This is a genomic window from Bacillus sp. RC242 (genome assembly GCF_044908245.1).
In the GTDB taxonomy this organism is placed as follows: Bacteria; Bacillota; Bacilli; order Bacillales; family Bacillaceae_G; genus Bacillus_A; species Bacillus_A mycoides.
The window spans coordinates 90,227-108,510 of the sequence record NZ_JBIYCZ010000014.1; the positions used below are offsets into that span (position 1 = coordinate 90,227).

At 35.5% G+C, this 18,284-nt stretch carries 14 protein-coding genes and 1 pseudogene; 9 read left to right on the forward strand and 6 right to left on the reverse strand.

Features of this window, described 5'->3' with window-relative positions:
• Positions 1–239: 239 nt before the first annotated feature.
• Positions 240–1,205 (reverse strand): ABC transporter substrate-binding protein, encoded by a 966-nt coding sequence (locus ABH957_RS22770; protein ID WP_404457165.1) that lies wholly within the window; start codon positions 1,203–1,205, stop codon positions 240–242.
• A 162-nt stretch (positions 1,206–1,367) separates the two neighbouring features.
• Between ABH957_RS22770 and ABH957_RS22775 the strand changes: the two genes are divergently transcribed.
• From ABH957_RS22775 to ABH957_RS22785, 3 genes are read left to right on the forward strand one after another with little or no spacing between them, the layout of a single operon-like run.
• The gene (locus tag ABH957_RS22775; protein WP_404448603.1) at positions 1,368–2,372 is read left to right on the forward strand and encodes a FecCD family ABC transporter permease; all 1,005 of its coding nucleotides are present in this window, start codon (positions 1,368–1,370) and stop codon (positions 2,370–2,372) included.
• Positions 2,369–3,427 (forward strand): FecCD family ABC transporter permease, encoded by a 1,059-nt coding sequence (locus tag ABH957_RS22780; RefSeq protein ID WP_113937889.1) that lies wholly within the window; start codon positions 2,369–2,371, stop codon positions 3,425–3,427. The genes ABH957_RS22775 and ABH957_RS22780 overlap by 4 nt, the downstream gene beginning before the upstream one ends.
• 12 nt (positions 3,428–3,439) lie before the next feature.
• Positions 3,440–4,261 (forward strand): ABC transporter ATP-binding protein, encoded by an 822-nt coding sequence (locus ABH957_RS22785; protein ID WP_002134356.1) that lies wholly within the window; start codon positions 3,440–3,442, stop codon positions 4,259–4,261.
• 184 nt (positions 4,262–4,445) lie between these two features.
• On the opposite strand, the gene ABH957_RS22790 is transcribed toward ABH957_RS22785, so the two are convergent.
• A complete protein-coding gene (locus ABH957_RS22790) occupies positions 4,446–5,177 on the reverse strand; it encodes a class I SAM-dependent methyltransferase (RefSeq protein ID WP_113937890.1) in 732 nt (243 codons plus the stop codon).
• Between the two features lie 212 nt (positions 5,178–5,389).
• Between ABH957_RS22790 and ABH957_RS22795 the strand changes: the two genes are divergently transcribed.
• From ABH957_RS22795 to ABH957_RS22805, 3 genes are read left to right on the forward strand one after another with little or no spacing between them, the layout of a single operon-like run.
• Positions 5,390–6,580 carry a glycine C-acetyltransferase gene (locus ABH957_RS22795; protein ID WP_404512261.1) on the forward strand — a complete coding sequence of 397 codons (1,191 nt, stop codon included), beginning with the start codon at positions 5,390–5,392 and terminating at the stop codon, positions 6,578–6,580.
• Between the two features lie 44 nt (positions 6,581–6,624).
• The gene (locus ABH957_RS22800; RefSeq protein WP_113937892.1) at positions 6,625–7,590 is read left to right on the forward strand and encodes an L-threonine 3-dehydrogenase; all 966 of its coding nucleotides are present in this window, start codon (positions 6,625–6,627) and stop codon (positions 7,588–7,590) included.
• A gap of 60 nt (positions 7,591–7,650) precedes the next feature.
• Complete coding sequence (locus tag ABH957_RS22805; RefSeq protein ID WP_113937893.1) at positions 7,651–8,073, forward strand: NUDIX hydrolase; 423 nt, start codon at positions 7,651–7,653, stop codon at positions 8,071–8,073.
• 37 nt (positions 8,074–8,110) lie between these two features.
• Here ABH957_RS22805 and ABH957_RS22810 read toward each other — a convergent pair whose 3' ends face one another.
• The 3 genes from ABH957_RS22810 to ABH957_RS22820 all read right to left on the reverse strand — a co-directional run bounded on the left by ABH957_RS22810 (position 8,111) and on the right by ABH957_RS22820 (position 12,548).
• Entirely contained in the window at positions 8,111–9,994 is a 1,884-nt protein-coding gene (locus ABH957_RS22810; RefSeq protein WP_404512263.1) for a vWA domain-containing protein, read from the reverse strand.
• 3 nt (positions 9,995–9,997) lie between these two features.
• Positions 9,998–10,891 carry an ATP-binding protein gene (locus tag ABH957_RS22815; protein ID WP_000892986.1) on the reverse strand — a complete coding sequence of 298 codons (894 nt, stop codon included), beginning with the start codon at positions 10,889–10,891 and terminating at the stop codon, positions 9,998–10,000.
• A 127-nt stretch (positions 10,892–11,018) separates the two neighbouring features.
• A complete protein-coding gene (locus ABH957_RS22820) occupies positions 11,019–12,548 on the reverse strand; it encodes a cardiolipin synthase (RefSeq protein WP_404512264.1) in 1,530 nt (509 codons plus the stop codon).
• A gap of 344 nt (positions 12,549–12,892) precedes the next feature.
• Here ABH957_RS22820 and ABH957_RS22825 point away from each other — a divergent pair, with 344 nt between their 5' ends.
• A complete protein-coding gene (locus ABH957_RS22825) occupies positions 12,893–13,216 on the forward strand; it encodes a hypothetical protein (RefSeq protein ID WP_016097214.1) in 324 nt (107 codons plus the stop codon).
• Positions 13,217–13,945: 729 nt separating this feature from the next.
• Positions 13,946–15,648, forward strand: a pseudogene (locus ABH957_RS22830) (putative bifunctional diguanylate cyclase/phosphodiesterase).
• 31 nt (positions 15,649–15,679) lie between these two features.
• Here ABH957_RS22830 and ABH957_RS22835 read toward each other — a convergent pair.
• Positions 15,680–17,077, reverse strand: coding sequence for an amino acid permease (locus tag ABH957_RS22835; RefSeq protein WP_404449034.1), 1,398 nt, complete (start codon positions 17,075–17,077; stop codon positions 15,680–15,682).
• A 448-nt stretch (positions 17,078–17,525) separates the two neighbouring features.
• Here ABH957_RS22835 and treR point away from each other — a divergent pair, with 448 nt between their 5' ends.
• On the forward strand, positions 17,526–18,236 hold the full coding sequence (treR, locus tag ABH957_RS22840; protein ID WP_002063767.1) for a trehalose operon repressor: 711 nt from the start codon (positions 17,526–17,528) through the stop codon (positions 18,234–18,236).
• The last annotated feature ends 48 nt before the right edge of the window (positions 18,237–18,284 follow it).

The window sequence follows — 18,284 nt, forward strand, 5'->3', positions numbered from 1 at the left end:
TTTCCCTGAAAACAAGATAATAAGCGTTTTCAAATGTAGTAATTGAATTCTAAAAGAAAGTAAAATAGTGATAAATCAGAAAATTTAGATTAGAATATTTATTCTGATATAGAGAAAATAAACTATATTTACTTTTATAATATAACATATCGGTAATAAAAATACAAAATGAAATAATGTGACACTTCAGTGAAATGAAAAAACCAGCTCCATAAAAGAGGGAGCTGGTTAGAATAAAATTATTTAACAAAGCGTTTTTCAATATCATCTAGTAGTAAGTTAGCGGCCATTACACCACCAGCTGTATTCCAAATAACGTCGTCAACTTTGTATGCTTTTCCGCTCTTTACTACATTTAAGTTTTTAAAGAGAGGATCGTTTATATATTCTTTTTCTAGTTCAGAACCTTTTTTCTCATTGCCTTTATCGAATGTGAAGTAGAATAATACATCGCCATCCATTGCCGAAATACGCTCTTTAGATACGTTACGTTCGGCGAAATCATCTTTGTTTTGATCTCCAGGACGTTTAAATCCAAGTTCTTTTAAAATAACACCAGAGAATGTATCGCCATGATAAATACGAACATCACCAGGCATAAAACGTACCATAGAAATTTCTTGATTTACTTTATCGCCAAGTTGGCCTTTCAAATCTTTCATACGTTTTTCGTAATCAGCTAAAACCTTTTGACCTTCTTTTTCTTTATTTAAAGCCTTTGCATAAAATGTGAAGTTATCTTTCCATTCACCGCGTAATGTTTCAGAGAACACAGTAGGTGCGATTGCTTTTAGTTGCTCGTACACTTTTTCGTGGCGCATTTTGTTACCGATAATTAAGTCAGGTTTTAAAGAAGCAATTGTTTCAACGTTAACTTGTCCTTCATCACCAACAACTTTTACATCTTTCATTTTGTCTTTAATATGTGGATACCACGGATCACCAGTCCAAGATTTTACAGCACCAACTGGTTTTACCCCTAACTCAAGTAAAGCTTCAGTTCCTTCATTTGTTAAAATAACTACACGTTTTGGATTAGCAGGAACTTCTGTTTTACCCATTGCATGTTCAACCTTAATCATTTCTTTTTTCGTATCTTCTTTTGTTTCCTCTTTAGTATTTGATTTTCCACAAGCACTTAAAAGTAATGAAAAGGCTAGTAAAAATACAAATACTGTAAACGAGTTCTTTCGCATAAATTTCATTATGTACCCCCTACATACTGAGAAGTTTTTTCAATAGCAAGCATGATAGTAATACTTCATGGTCCATTTGTCAATGAAAATAATTCTCATTATCATTGACAATGAGAATTAAGTTGAAATACACTTACAACGTATCATTATACATTGAAGGGGAAACGCTGCATGTTATTAAAAACAAATCAAGCAAAATGGATTGGATTATTTGTTGGAATCATTGCAGTCGTTATTTGTATTTGGGGAAGTATTATTTTCGGGTATACAAATACGAGTTGGAAATTAGCGATAGATGCTTTTTTTCATTTTAATGGTTCCAATGAACATATTATTATTCAAAATGTGCGTCTACCAAGGGCATTAATTGCAGCTAGTGTTGGTGCTAGTTTAGCCATTGCGGGTTGTTTAATGCAAACTTTAACAAAGAATCCGCTTGCTTCTCCAGATTTTATTGGATTAAATTCAGGCGCTGCGTTCTTTATAGTTGTAGCAATTGTACTTTTTTCCGTTACGTCTTTATCGGCTTTCACTTGGATTGCCTTTTTAGGAGCGGCAGTTGCAGCAGTACTTGTATTCGCCTCTAGTTCTTTAGGAAAAGAAGGGACAACACCTCTTAAGTTAACGTTAGCAGGTGTTGCAATCAGTGCGTTATTTTCATCATTAACACAAGGGTTACTTGTTTTAAATGAAAAAGCATTTGAAGAAGTGTTATTTTGGCTTGCCGGATCTGTGCAAGGAAGAAAGTTAGAAATTTTACAATCTGTATTCCCATATTTATTAATAGGCTGGATCGCATCTCTTATGATGGCAGGGAAAGTAAACACATTAATGATGGGGGAAGACGTTGCAAAAGGACTTGGACAACGAACAATTTTAATGAAATCATTCGTACTACTTATTATTGTATTGCTGTCTGGTGGTTCAGTTGCGGTCGCTGGTCCAATTGGATTTATTGGTATTGTTACTCCGTATTTTGCCAGATTCCTTGTTGGAGTAGATCACAGGTGGAGAGTACCGTATAGCGGCTTGTTAGGTGCAATACTATTACTCTTAGCTGATATAGCAGCTAGATATGTCATTATGCCACAAGAAGTACCAGTAGGGGTTATGACAGCATTTATCGGGGCCCCATTCTTTATTTATATTGCACGTAAGAGAGGGCTTAGCAAATGAAGAAGTATATTCCGTTTCGTATAGGAAAAGGTGGGCTCTCGTTTTTAATGTATAAACGAGCTGTTCTAGTCTTGTTTAGTTTACTAGTTGTTTTAATAGGATTATTTTTTGCGAGTGCAGGTATGGGAGATATGAAAATTGCTCCTTATGATGTATGGCAAGCGATTACGGGAAATGGCGATGCGATGTCAAATATGGTTGTAAATAAATTTCGTATGCCGCGTATTTTAATTGCCATCCTTGTAGGAATCGCACTTGCTGTAGCGGGCTGTATTTTACAAGGGCTCGTTCGAAATCCACTGGCTTCTCCTGATATCATTGGGATTACGGGCGGGGCAAGTGTTGCAGTTGTACTATTTTTAGCTATATTTAGTGATAAAAATAATGCGCTAACAGTAAGCATTCATTATATGCCATTAGCAGCTTTTGCTGGTGCAACGATTGTAGCGTTGTTTGTATATTTATTTGCATGGAGAAATGACGGGTTATCACCGATTAGTCTTGTTTTAATTGGTGTTGGATTTTGGGCATTAACGAAAGCAGCAACAACTTTATTTATGTTGTTAGCACCAATTTATCAAGCAAGTCAAGCGAATGTATGGATCACAGGTACTGTTTACGGTTCTTCATGGCAAAATGTTATGGTACTTGCGCCGTGGGTTCTCATTTTAACGACAATATCATTTATCGCTGCGAGACATTTAAATGCACAAGAGCTAGGGGATGATATAGCAGTGGGACTTGGTGTTCCTTTAACGAAGTCGCGTGTATTTATGTTGTTACTTAGTACAGCTTTAATTGGCGGGGCAGTTGCCTTTGCAGGAGGAATTGGATTTGTTGGTTTAATGGCACCTCATATTTCGCGAAGATTAGTTGGCTCTTTCTACGGTGCATTGCTCCCAGTTGCGGCGATTATCGGTGCAATTCTAGTACTCGCTGCAGATTTAATTGGGCGTACAGTTTTCACACCACTTGAAATTCCAGCAGGGGTATTTACATCAGCAATTGGTGCACCTTATTTTATTTATTTACTTTATAAAAGTCGGAATTCATAAAGGGAGATTAATATGCAAAAAGCATTGGAGACGAAACGCTTGACGCTGTCGTATGGTGAAACGATTATTATTGATGAGCTGAATTTAGAAATTCCAAAAGGGAAAATTACAATCTTCATCGGTTCTAACGGTTGTGGGAAATCAACTTTATTACGTTCACTAGCTAGATTATTAAAGCCAACAACCGGTGACATTTTGTTAGATAATCAAGCAATTCAAAGTATGCAAACGAAGCAAATTGCTCGCCAAATGGCAATTTTACCGCAAGGGCCACAAGCTCCAGAAGGACTTACAGTATTGCAACTTGTAAAGCAAGGACGTTATCCATATCAAACATGGCTGAAGCAATGGTCCGAAAAAGATGAGGAAATGGTACAAAAAGCGCTTGCTGCAACGGGTATGACAGAATTTGCTGAGCGTGATGTTCATGCCCTTTCAGGTGGACAACGTCAACGTGCTTGGATTGCAATGACCCTTGCACAAGATACAGATATTATTTTGCTTGATGAGCCGACTACATATTTAGATATGACGCACCAAATTGAAGTGTTAGATTTATTATTCGAATTAAATGAAACAGAGCAAAGAACGATTGTTATGGTATTGCACGATTTAAATTTGGCATGTCGTTATGCAGACAATATTGTAGCTATTCAAGATAAACAAATATATGCGCAAGGTAAACCAGAAGAAGTTATTGACCAGAAGTTAGTTCGGGATGTATTCCGTATGGAGTGTCAAATAAGCGCTGATCCGTTATTCGGGACACCGCTCTGTATCCCACATGGAAGAGGAAGACGTGTACTTAAAGAGGCTGTTCAAGCGATGAGATAACGAAAAAAGACGATGAGGATTCATCGTCTTTTTTACCCCGCTATTTGAGGACAGTAAGATCCCCATCTCAAAATTCAGCGAAAGCAAAGAAGCTGGTTGGGGGATCAACTGCCTGTAAAAGCCCGATTGGTGAGGGCTAATAATCAGTGGGGGATGAACATCCCCCACTGATTAAAGTTTCACTTTATTTTCGGCAAGAAAATAATAGAAAAAGGGGAATACGTAAACGTCGTTCATATTCTTCTTCATCTTGAAAACAGTTTCGATTTGGTGTAGCTTCGTTTAAGTTTGTAATCGTAAATCCGGCTTGTTGTAATAATGTAAAATATTCTTCCGTAGTCCGGTGATATTTAATAACTTCTTGATCAATCCATGGCTCAACTCGTTTTCCTGTTTTGAAATAATCATCGACGAGCCAACTAGTTCTTTTACCACTCGTTTGCAAGCTTTCAAATGAAGAGGTAATAACGGGATGTTGAACGCTAAAGGTGAAGGTTCCGTTTGTTTTTAAAGTTTGAAACACATTTTGAAAAATGATATCAAGGTGTTCAATATAATGTAAGGCAAGTCTAGATGTTACTAAATCAAAAGTAGAAGGAGGGTATGTGTAGTCTTTGAGGTTTAAAAAATGAACGGTGCCATTTTTATTTTCTAGTTGTTTTTTAGCTTTTTCATACATAAGCTCGGAGCCTTCAATACCAGTGTAAGAGTGGCATCCATGTTCTAATAATTCTTCGCCGAATTTAGCATCACCACAACCTAAATCGAGGATTTGTTTTCCTGTTACATTGCCAATGAGCTGAAAGAATGCTGGTTTTTCAAGGGATTCGTTTGGACTATTTTCTCGATATCTTCGCTGCATATATTGCTCTAAAAACGATTCGTTATTATATACATCAGATTCAGTAAATGCCATTTTAAAAGCCTCCTAAATATTTTTTTAATTCTATCAAATATGAAAAGTAAATGATAGATTTCTCGTAATGAATCATATATAATCTAAAATTGTAAGCGGTTTCTCTAAGCTATTTTTCTATAATAAATTCTGAAAACGTGTTAAGCTAGTAGAGGGATTATTAGAACTATTAAGATAATAATCCGCTTACATGAACGATGGGAGGCTTCACGATGTCTAGTAAAACACTTGCAAACTTTTTAGAAGAAAATTTAGAGGATTTAAAATCAAAGGGGCTTTATAACGTAATTGATCCGCTTGAAAGTCCAAATGGACCGATTATTACAATTGGCGGAAAAGAATATATTAACTTATCTTCAAACAACTATCTTGGATTAGCGACTGATAATCGCTTACAAGAAGCAGCAATTGGTGCAATTCATAAGTACGGCGTTGGAGCAGGAGCTGTTCGTACAATTAACGGTACTTTAGATTTGCATATTAAATTAGAAGAAACAATTGCAAAGTTTAAACATACAGAAGCAGCAATTGCTTATCAATCAGGATTTAACTGTAATATGGCAGCGATTTCAGCTGTTATGGATAAAAATGATGCGATTCTTTCAGATGAATTAAACCATGCATCTATTATTGATGGTAGTCGTCTATCAAGAGCGAAAATCATCGTTTATAAGCATTCTGATATGGAAGATTTACGCAAAAAAGCAATCGAGGCAAAAGAATCAGGTCTTTATAATAAATTAATGGTTATTACAGACGGTGTTTTCTCAATGGATGGAGATATTGCAAAATTACCAGAGATTGTTGAAATTGCAGAAGAGCTGGATTTAATGACATATGTAGATGATGCACACGGTTCAGGTGTACTTGGCAAAGGTGCAGGCACTGTAAAACATTTCGGTCTTTCTGATAAAGTTGATTTCCAAATCGGTACATTATCAAAAGCAATTGGGGTAATTGGTGGATATGTAGCTGGGAAACAAAACTTAATCGATTGGTTAAAAGTGCGTTCACGTCCATTCTTATTCTCAACAGCTTTAACACCAGCTGATGCAGCTGCTTGTATGAGATCAATTGAAATTCTAATGGAAAGCACAGAGTTACACGATCGTTTATGGGAAAATGGTCGCTATTTAAAACAAGGGTTAAAAGAACTTGGCTTTAACATTGGAGAAAGTGAGACACCAATTACGCCTTGTATTATTGGTGATGAAGTATTAACACAAGAATTTAGTAAACGTCTAAATGAAGAAGGCGTATACGCAAAATCTATCGTATTCCCAACTGTAGCAAAAGGAATGGGACGCGTTCGTAATATGCCTACAGCAGCTCATACGAAAGAACTGTTAGATAAAGCAATTCGTAAGTATGAAAAAGTAGGGAAAGAAATGGGTATCATTTAAGTAACGACATCTTTTGAATAGCTTGCAAATGAGGAGTGGGGAAAATGAAAAAAATTCTAGTAACCGGTTCTTTAGGGCAAATTGGTTCTGAACTAGTAATGAAACTTCGTGATGTATACGGCGCATCGAACGTTATTGCAACTGATATTCGTGAAACAGATAGTGAAGTAGTAACGTCTGGTCCATTTGAAACGTTAGATGTAACAGATGGACAAAAATTACATGATATTGCAAAGCGTAATGAAGTAGATACAATTATTCATTTAGCGGCTTTACTTTCAGCAACTGCAGAAAAAAATCCATTATTTGCTTGGAATTTAAATATGGGCGGACTTGTAAATGCATTAGAAGCAGCACGTGAATTAAACTGTAAGTTTTTCACGCCAAGTTCTATCGGTGCATTTGGTCCATCAACGCCAAAAGATAATACACCACAAGATACAATTCAGCGTCCTACTACGATGTATGGGGTAAACAAAGTAGCAGGAGAATTATTATGTGATTATTATCATCAAAAGTTTGGCGTTGATACGCGCGGTGTACGTTTCCCAGGCTTAATTTCTTACGTAGCTCCTCCAGGAGGCGGAACAACTGACTATGCAGTTGAAATTTATTATGAGGCGATTAAAAAAGGTACATACACCTCATACATTGCAGAAGGAACATACATGGACATGATGTATATGCCAGATGCTTTACAAGCAATCATCTCATTAATGGAAGCTGATCCAAATAAACTAGTTCATAGAAATGCGTTTAACATTACAGCAATGAGCTTTGAACCAGAGAAAATTGCAGCATCAATCCGTAAACACATTCCGAACTTTACAATGGATTACGCAGTAGATCCAGCTCGTCAAACAATCGCTGATAGCTGGCCGAACTCTATTGATGCAACAGCAGCAATGAAAGAGTGGGGCTTTAAGGCAGAATATGATTTAGACAGAATGACAACTGATATGCTGGCTAAGTTAAAAAAAAAGCTCGCATCTGAGTTAGTAATGAATTAATAGGAAGAGCCGATTCTTAGGAATTGGCTCTTAATTATTTTAGGAAGGGAGAAAAGCAACATGCAAAGAGTTGATGTCGTATATGCACTAATACACGATAGCGAAAAAGATAAAATATTAATGGTACATAATATAGAACAAAACGTTTGGTCATTGCCAGGCGGGGCTGTTGAAAAAGGAGAAACGTTAGAGCAAGCACTAGTAAGAGAAGTGAAAGAAGAGACAGGTTTAACTGCTACAGCAGGTGGGCTTGTTGCAATAAATGAGAAGTTTTTTGAAGAGAAAGGACATCATGCATTATTTTTTACATTCCGAGCAAATGTAGTAACAGGTGAACTTCGTGCAGAAGATGAAGGAGAAATTTCCGCAATCGAGTGGGTAGATAGAAAAATCGCGAATGAGCGATTCCCATACTATGATGGAGGGTTCGAATTATTATTAGAAGTTTCCATTCCATACAAGTTTCAACCAGAAACAAAGTGAGTGAACGAAAAAACAGGAGCCACAAGGCTCCTGTTTTCTATTCAATCGTCTTCAGTAATAGTTTCTTCAACAATGGTTTAATCTTCAGGCGTAAATCTTCAGCATGATTTGCAACTAAGAAGTGATGGTTATAAATGTTCTTCATTAATTGATAAGTTGCTTCTTTCGCTTCGCCTTCTTCGATGAAGATTCCGATTACTTCCATACCACTTTTACGAGCAAGTTTGACAGCTTCATGCGTATCTAAAATACCGTCTTGTTGATAGTCTAGCGCAGAAGGCTCACCGTCTGTAAAGACAAGTAAGAATTTATGTTTTTCTGGTCTTTTCGCAAGCTTTTCGGAAACGATACGAATAATATACCCGTCGCGGTTATCTTCTTCTTCGCGAAGTTGCATAATTTCTGGACCGACGTTTGGTAACGTTGAGTTTTTATACGTAACAACTTCATGGATAACGTTCGGTTTATCTTCAGGCTTAGCACTAGAAGCATCTTCCCAAAATCCACTAATAGCGTGCGGAATTTTTAAAGATTTTAAAGCTTCATGGAATAGGACCACACTCTTCTTCGTTTCTTCCATTTTGTTATACATAGAACCAGAGCAGTCCACTAATAGTTGGAATGCAACGTCGAGCTCTTGTGATTCTTGTCCTTTTTTATAAAACATACGCGGCTGCTTTTCAGTATAAATACGAAGGAATTTCTTACGAAGCCTTCCGTAATATTTATCACTGTTTGCATTCGTTTTGTTTTCAATTGTTTTTTCGATAATTTTCTTTAATTCTTTTACATCTTTATTAACGACTGATTTGATAGCTTGGTAATCTTTTTTCTCATCAGTATTCGATTTGCGAGCTTCTTTAAATGTATGAGAAGCTCCCACATTATACTTGCCGTATGCACCGTCGTTTTGGCTAGAAGCATGAGACGCTCTTGTTTCCTCTGTATCAGCACCATCAAAGTTAGATTGTGTACTTTTTTGGGAAGTACCTTGTACAGAACCAAGTGCTTGGTCACCATCTTCTGATTCACGAGCAGTATCACCCATCATATTTGTTTTTGTTCCGCTTTCTAAATCAAAGCGTAAAAAGTTCTCGTTTTCATTGTTTTTATTTTCACGGTGCCATGTCGAGAAGCTTTCATCCATTTTGTTTTTGTTATCATCGTCATCTAGGAGCTGCGTATCATCATTTGCTAATTTTTCAGCGCGACTGTCTTTCTCATCTGTAATAACAGATAAATAAAGCGGTGCATGTCCGAAATAATTATTAAGCATATCACTTTCAAGAAGTCCTTCTAAACGATAGCGAATTTTCTCAACAATATACATAATATCTTCCGTATTACGAGCTTGGAATGTTTCATGCAAAATTGATTCAATTTGCTCGAAATATTCATTATTAAACATTTCATATTTATCACTCGTTAATGAAAGATAGCATAGACAAAATAGACGATCACCGTGATAATTACGAACACGATTTATTTCATTTTGTGAGCCAAAGTAATTGCGATACATTTCTTTTCGGCGTTTAAAAATATGCTTTGTGCCAGGACGTAAATTTTTGACGATTTCCTCAACACGTAAATCTTCTAATAGAACAAATAATTGTGTTAAAAACTTTTTTAGAGGCGATTCTTGTAACTCAATCGCATAAGAACGAATTAAAGTCATGTCCGAGTAATGTTTATTACCAAGTGCCTTTAAGAACACTTCGCTTTTTAATCCGATTACTGTATCCTCTTCTTTTCGATCATCCCAAAAGTGACTAATGACAACCTTTTTTTCAATTTCGTCGTAGTATGCTTTATAGCCATACTCAAGATAGGCATCGTCTTCTTTTAGAAGAGCATACATTAAGTTTTCCATTTGTAGAAACAGCGACGCATCAATTTTTTTGTCACTAAAAATTTGTCTCATGAATTATCCCTCAAAGAAATAACTTTCTGCTAATTCACGGACAGTCATTTGTTCTGTTTCATCGTTTAATTTTGCGATAATACTACGTTCAATTGCACGCATAACAGGAATATATACACCTAAATCACATGCATCGATAATGCCACGAATACTAGCGGCTTCTTCACTTACGCGCCCATCACGAGCTAAAGGCATAAGATCGCTTGCGAATGCAACGAACTTTTCAATTGTTGCAACATCATTTAATTTTGATTCAGATAGTAATAGCTCTTTTAATGTATCACCTTGAATGTAAGGAACTTCAATAATAACGAAACGGTTTTTTAACGCTTCGTTTAGTTCACTTGTCCCAACATAACCTTCGTTAATCGCAGCAATTACGCGATATTCGTCATCACCGTATACAACTTCTTGTGTAAATGGGTTTGTAATCATTTTACGGTAATCTAATGCGCCGTGAAGAAGTGGTAACGTTTCAGGTTTTGCCATATTGATTTCATCAATATATAAGAAATGACCGTTCTTCATTGCTTTCATAAGAGGACCGTTAACGAACGTAACTTCAGATGCTCCGTCTTTCGTTTGTAATGTGTTGTATCCTAAAATACCTTCCACATCTAAATCGACAGAACAGTTAATGCTATGCATTGGTTTTTGGAATAAAGAAGAAAGAGTTTCTGCTAGTACGGTTTTACCACTACCAGTTGGCCCTTTTAATAGAATGTTTTTACCAAGTAAAAGTGCTGTAATGGCATCTTCAATAATGCTGTTATCAGATGCTTTATATATTTTCTTGCCAATTAAATGTGCATTTTCACCAGCTTCTTGTTTATTCTTTTCATGAATTGTAGAAAGCTGCTGTTTTAAATCAGAATGTATATGAAATTGTTCTAACATGTATTTCCCACCTAACATTATTTTCATAAAGTAATACATCTTATGATAACTTGTTTTAATATGGTATGCAAAGAAAAGGAGAAGGGGGAAATATAAAAGAAAAAGCAATCAATATCACATTGATTGCTTATAGTAAAGGAGAAATGAGTCGCATAAAGGACTCTAATATTCTTTTTTTGATACTTCTTTTTTGGAACGAGTTCCATTTAATTTCATTGGAGTGTTTAAAGTCTTCTTCAAAATCATGTTTAATATCATGAACGGTTTCTGATTCATATAGTACGCTAATAATTTCATAATTCAATTCAAAGCTACGTACATCCATATTTGCTGTTCCAATTGTTGCAATTGTATCATCAACGAGTACAATTTTTGCATGCATAAATCCATCTTTATAACTGTAAATAGAAGCACCAGCTTTTAAAAGTGGAGTGAAATAGGATTGAGATGCTTGATCGCTAATAATACTATCACTCTTACCAGGATATAAAATACGTACATCTATGCCAGATATTGCACTTAGGCGTAATAATGTTAAAGTTTCTTGATCCGGAATAAAGTATGGTGTAGCGATCCAAATAGATTTTTTGGCTGAGCCCATAATAGCTAGTAATGTATTACGAATACTTTTATCATCTGAGCTTGGTCCACTTGCTACAATTTGCACCGCACCTTCTGCATCCGGAATTTCTTTTCCTGGGAAGTATTGTCTATTCATAAATTGATCCCAAGAATAAGTATTCAATCCACTAGACGCATAAAGCCAATCTTCTAGAAAGATGGCTTGTAATTTATACAATGCTTTTCCTTCTATTTTTAAATGACTATCACGCCAAACAGGGAATTTTTTTGAGCGACCAAGATATTCATCACCGACGTTGAGCCCTCCGGTAAAACCAATTTCTCCATCTACAATGACGATTTTACGGTGATTACGATAATTAACTGTCTCGAGTAACCAAGCTGAAAAAATAGGGTCAAATTCGACAATTTCAATTCCAACTTTTTTCATAGGTTGTAAAAATCGTCGTCTTAACGTATTACTTCCGAGTCCATCATAAAGGAAGCGTACAATAACACCATCTTTTGCTTTTTGTATTAAAGCATCGCGTACTTTTTTACCAATCTCATCAGATTTATAAATATAGTATTGAATATGTATGTGATGTTTTGCATTCTCGATTGCGGTCAAAATTTCTGAAAAGGTTTGATCACCGTTTGTTAAAAGTTTTGTTGTCGTTCTATCCGCGGCAGGCCCGCCTCCGAATTTTTGTACGACTTCTGTTAAATGTATAGAACGTTCATGTAATGGGACTGTGAGTGATAATTCTAGTCGTCTTCCTTCTAATATTTCGCGGAATAATTTTCTTTGTTCTTCTGAACGATGAAGATGTTTTTTTCTTCTCCAACGGCTACGCCCGAAAATAGAGTATAAAAGTACACCTACAACAGGAAGAAGTGCTAATACTAAAAACCACGCTAAGGTGCTTTGGGGTGATCTATTTTCGATAAAAATAACGAATGAAATTCCTACGATTGTGATGGACCATAGAGCACCAACAAACGTATATAACGAAATAACCGATGTATTTAATAGGAAAAGAACGATAGATACGATTGTAAATATTAATAATAATTGAACGATAGGTTTCTTCATTTCTATATAATTCCTCTAATCTTTCTTAAATATAGACTTCTTAAATAGAAGATATAATCTGACATCCTTATTATAAAGTGTTTTGTTTTTTTTACAAAATATAGACATTTGTCCTATACTTTCCGCATTTGTCCTACATACAGTATATTGTTACGTTGTTATCCCGCTATTTGCTGGTTAATGATCAGTGTAGGAGGGACAAAACCCTTGCCTCTTATATAGGAAAGGGAATGAGGTTTCTTTCCTGGATTTGTAGCAGGTGCATTATGAAGCCCAGGATATGGTTATCCATATTACGCGAATTCTTCTTATTAAGGTGAGGAAATGGAAAGGAGAGGGAAATAATGAATTATATAGAAAATAACGGATTGTATTATCGTCATAATCATGGAGGGCACCATCATAATGGCGGACATAATCACCATGGTGGGCACAATCATTATGATCATCATCATCATCACGGTGGTGGATGGGGCTGGGGTGGCGGCTCGTGGGGCGGAGGATTTTTCCCAGGAAGTTTTGCTGGAGGCATGTTAGGTGGGCTTACAGCTGGCGCATTAACGGGTGCAGCAGGTGGAGGCTACTATCCAGCACCGTACCCAGTAACATATCCAGCACCATATCCAATGCCATACCCGGGTTATCAGCAAATACCATATCAGTATTAAACTAAAAAAGAGGATATCCTCTTTTTTAGTTTAATATTTTATTTATAAAATATTTCCAAAAACAAGGTGAAAATATGTTAATATTTTGTTATTATAATTCAATATGTTAAATGCAAATTTTGGCTTTATCCCGCTATTTGTGGGTAGTAAAACCCCCACTGATTAAAGTTTCACTTTATATTAGTATTCGTGAATCGTTGCATTTTGTATATTAATCTCTATTTCATTATGTATCGGCAGTTAGATTTACATCTTAACATTTAATGAAATAAAAGAGGTTAGGTGTGAGGTCGTATTAGTAGGGAGCAGAGGCTAATAGTGATGAAATTGTCACTTTACAAATTCAAAGAATGTAAGAGAATACTGTATAATAAGCTTAGATAAGTAGAGAGATGAGAAGCTTCTACTATAATTAAAACAGCACCATATTGCTTTTTTTTATAAATAATATTATGTTATTTTAATCGGCCTATTTAGAAAAAAATTGTGATTTATCCCGCATTAACGGGCAGTAAGACTCCCACCTCAAAATTCGGTGAATGTGAGGAAGTTAGGTGGGAGATAAAAGCCCGATTGGTGAAGGCTAATAATCAGTGGGGGATGGACACCCCCCCACTGATTAAAGTTTCATTTTATGTAAAGGCGTATTGTTAGAAAATGAAATATCTCTATTTCTATGAAGAGAAACGAGTTGTGTTTTAGTCAGATAGGAAGCAAGGAGAGGTGCGCATGCTAGAACAAAGAGGTCATGCATTATATGACTCTTCATTGCAAGATTTAAAATTAGCATTAGATGAGTCTTCAATTGTTGCTATTACAGACCGAAATGGTCTTATTACATATGTGAATGATAAATTTTGTAAAATCTCAAAATATAAAAGAGAAGAGTTAATAGGAAAAGATCACCGTATTTTAAATTCCGGATATCATCCGAAAGCATTTTTTCAAATCCTATGGAAGCGTATTTTGAGTGGAAAAGTTTGGACGGGGGAAATTCGAAATCAAGCAAAAGATGGTTCGTATTATTGGGTTAAAACAACAATTGTTCCATTTTTAAATGAAAAGGGAGAACCTTATCAATTTATTGCAATTCGAAATGATATAAGTAGTAGGAAAGAAGCAGAACAAAGATTACGATTAAGCGAAAGTCGTTATAGGGAACTTGCTTATCATGATGCGTTAACAAGTTTACCGAACCGTTTACAGTTAATTACGACTGTAAATAAGATGATTGCAGAGAAAATAGAGTTTGGCATGATTTACTTTGATTTAGATCGTTTTAAATTAGTGAATGATACGTTAGGTCATATGATAGGAGATTTACTTTTAAGCGAAGTTGCTTCACGGTTGCATTATGTGCTAGGAGAGAAAGATGTTCTAGCTAGGCTTGGTGGCGACGAATTTGTACTGTTAACAAAAACTCATACACATGATGAGATGAGGCAGTTAGCGACATCCGTGTTGTCATGCTTTCAAGGCCATTTATGCTTGAAGGTCATGAAGTATATATTTCAGCTAGTCTAGGACTTTGTTCCTATCCGCAAGATGGAAAAGACGTTGAAACGTTATTAAAAAATTCGGATTTAGCCATGTATAGTGCGAAAGAGCAAGGAAGAAATGTGGCGTGCTTCTTTACAGATGAATTACGTGCGAAAATAAACCGTAGAATGAAAATAGAATTTGCTTTGCAAAAAGCGATTCGTGACGAAGAATTAAAAGTGGCATTACAACCCATTATTGATTTGAAAACAAAGAAATGTACTGGTAATGAGGCTTTAGTACGCTGTAAGACAGAAGAAGGTCCTATTTCGCCAAGTGAATTTATCCCTGTAGCTGAAGAGTGTGGACTTATTATAAAACTAGGAGACTGGGTACTAGAAAAGTCATGTCGACTGTTTAAAACTTTACCAGATTATCAAGAGGGACTGAAGTTATCTGTTAATTTATCAATACAACAATTGATGCAAAAGCGATTTATTTTATCTGTTCGTAGTATATTGAAGCGAACAGGGTTTCCGCCAAATCGTTTAATATTAGAAATAACAGAAAGTATAGCTGTACGTCATTTTGATTATATTATTGCTACATTACAAGAATTAAGAAGTATGGGAATTTTAATCGCTTTAGACGATTTCGGAACAGGGTATTCCTCATTATATTATTTAAAACAACTACCACTTGATATTGTGAAAATTGATCGTAATTTTATTCGTGAGTTTCATTATGATCATGCACAACCAGAGCGAACGATTGTAAAATCGGTTATTGAAATCGCCCATAGTTTAAATTTATTCGTGGTTGCTGAAGGGGTAGAAACGGTAGAACAAGAAAGTTTATTAAAATCAATGAGTTGCGACTTTGTACAAGGTTTTTATTATGCGAAACCGTTAGATATAGGGGAACTAAAAGAAAAATTATTAACTGATTTTTAATAAAAAAAGAGAAGCGAAAAGCTTCTCTTTTTTATTGTTTTTTTTGTGAATCTTTCATTAAAACTGGATAAAGAAGAAGACCTAATACAAACAAACCAATGCCTAAGAAGAATGTTTTTAAATCAGCAGTTCCCGTTTTAATAACCCATAAGGAATATAAAAATGCTAATGCAGTAATGATCCCATCTTTTACTCGAGATCCAGGCATTATATCATACGTTTCCCCCGTAATAACTAATTTTAACTGGTACAAGGTAGAAACAAGGTACGGGATTAAAAATGCTAATGTCGCTACAACAATAGCGAAATTATATGCTTCTGAAACAGTACCAGAAATCGTCGAAAATAAGAAAATTTGTGTCATCACATTTGTAATAAATAATGATTTTGAAGGACTTCCTTTTTTATTCGTTTTTCCGAAAACCTTAGGGAAAAGTCCTTTTTTTGCTGCTTGGTAAGGTACTTCTGAGCTAACAACGATCCAGCCTACAGTAGATCCAAATAAAGATACGAGCGCAAGTAGTGCCATTATATAAGCACCTTTAGTACCAATTGCTAAATTTAAAGCATCTACTAATGGCTTTTGAGACTCTTTTAAAGCATCTTGCGAGAGAGCGCCCATTGTGAGTAGAGTAATTGCCATGTAAATAAGAAGAGCGATAATTAATCCGAAAATCGTAGCTTTCTTAACATCGCGCTGAGATTTTGCGCGGTTAGAGAGCATAACTGCTGACTCAATACCGATAAATGCCCAAAGTGTTGCGATAGCTGCTGAATTTATTTGTCCCCCCAACGAAATAGGTTGTCCAGCTTCATTCATAAATGTTTGACCGTCCCCGAAATTAGAGGCATTAAAAATAAATAATGTAATAACAATAAACATTGTAAATCCGATAATCTTTGCAATGGTAGCAAGAAGGTTCATATTTCCGGCTCTATCAATATTTTGAGACAGAATATATTGAATCCCCCATAACATAAGGCTACATACCATGAAAGTTAATCCTTTTCCGAGCTCTAGTGAAAATCCATTTATTGAAAAGAGAATTTGCTTACTTTGTAAAACAGGAAAGAAGGTTGATAAATATCCTGCAAAGGAAATAATTACAGATGCTGTAGCAGCCCAATTAGCAGCCCAGTACCCCCAAGCCATACTATATCCTGCAACTTTACCTGCTTTTTGGGAAGTAAACATTGCTTGGGCGTAACTTTGTGGTCCTGCTGTTAATTCTGGTTTACGAATTGCTAAATTACCAAATACGAGAGCGATCATAAATACACCCAGTCCTGTAATGCTCCATGCAAGTGTAGATCCCATTGGACCTGATACTTGCGCTAAGTTTGCTGGAAGCATAAATACACCGCCACCAACCATATTCCCGATAACAAAAGCTATTAAAATCCATAATCCCCATTTTTTCGTTTCCATTTTTGTTAACTCCTTTGTAGTAAGTTTTGCTTAAACATCATTTTTTACTAGCATTTTTGGCAATAAAAAAAGAGCCATGTAGATAAAAAATACCTACATGGCTCTTTGCCAAAGCGTAGGTACAACGGGAATAACCCTTGTACCTACGCGTAATTTTTCCGCTAGGTTTCAAGGGTTAAGTATGATGATGATGTTTTTGTGCAAATGTAACTACAGTTGTATAAGTAAGCATAGTTCTTTGCTCCCTTTCTCCTCTGATTTTGAAGTTAGTATACTATATGTTTTTTTGAATGAAAAGAAAAATATTAAAAAATTTATAAAAATACGTTTTAGGGACTAAATATTTACCTATAGTTTTCTTGTACTGGAAAATAAGTGAGAGATTGGCAGAAGAGTATAGCGTGGTATAATACATATAGAATTAGAAGGTGACAAGGGGCTATTGTAGATGATGAGTAAGTATGAACAAATTTATACAGAAATCAGCAAGTCTATTGATAATAAACAATTAAAAGAAGGATGCAAAATTCCATCAGAAACGGAATTAATGAAGCAGTACGAGGCAAGCCGGGGTACTGTAAGAAAAGCTGTAGATTTATTGCAAGAGCGTGGATATGTTCAAAAAATACACGGAAAAGGTGTTTTTGTATTAAAGCGCAAAAACATTGAATTTAACTTTGGTGGTATTGTAAGTTTTCAAGAAGAAAATGAACGTTTAGGACGTTACTGTATTACAGAAGTCGTGGAAATAGAGAAAATGAAAGCGACGAAAGATGTAGCAAAGTTATTAAATGTGAAAGAAAAAACGGAAATAGATCATATTAAACGCGTACGAAATATTGATGGAGAAAAAGTAATTTTAGATATAAACCATTTTGTATCGGAATATATTCCAGGATTAACGAGAGAAATTGCAACTGCATCGATTTATAAATACATCGAAAAAGAATTAGGACTACATATTAGCTATTCACAGAGGGTAATTGAAGTACAGCCATGTACAGATGATGACCGAAAGTATTTAGATTTAAATGGAACAGACTATGTTGTCGTTGTAAAAAACTTTACTCATTTATACGATGGGAGTCAGTTCGAATATACGGAATCACGTCACCGCTTAGATATTTTTCACTTTTCGGATGTGGCGCGAAGAAAATAAAGAGATGGAGCGAAATAATCGTTCCATCTCTTTATTTATAAAAAAATC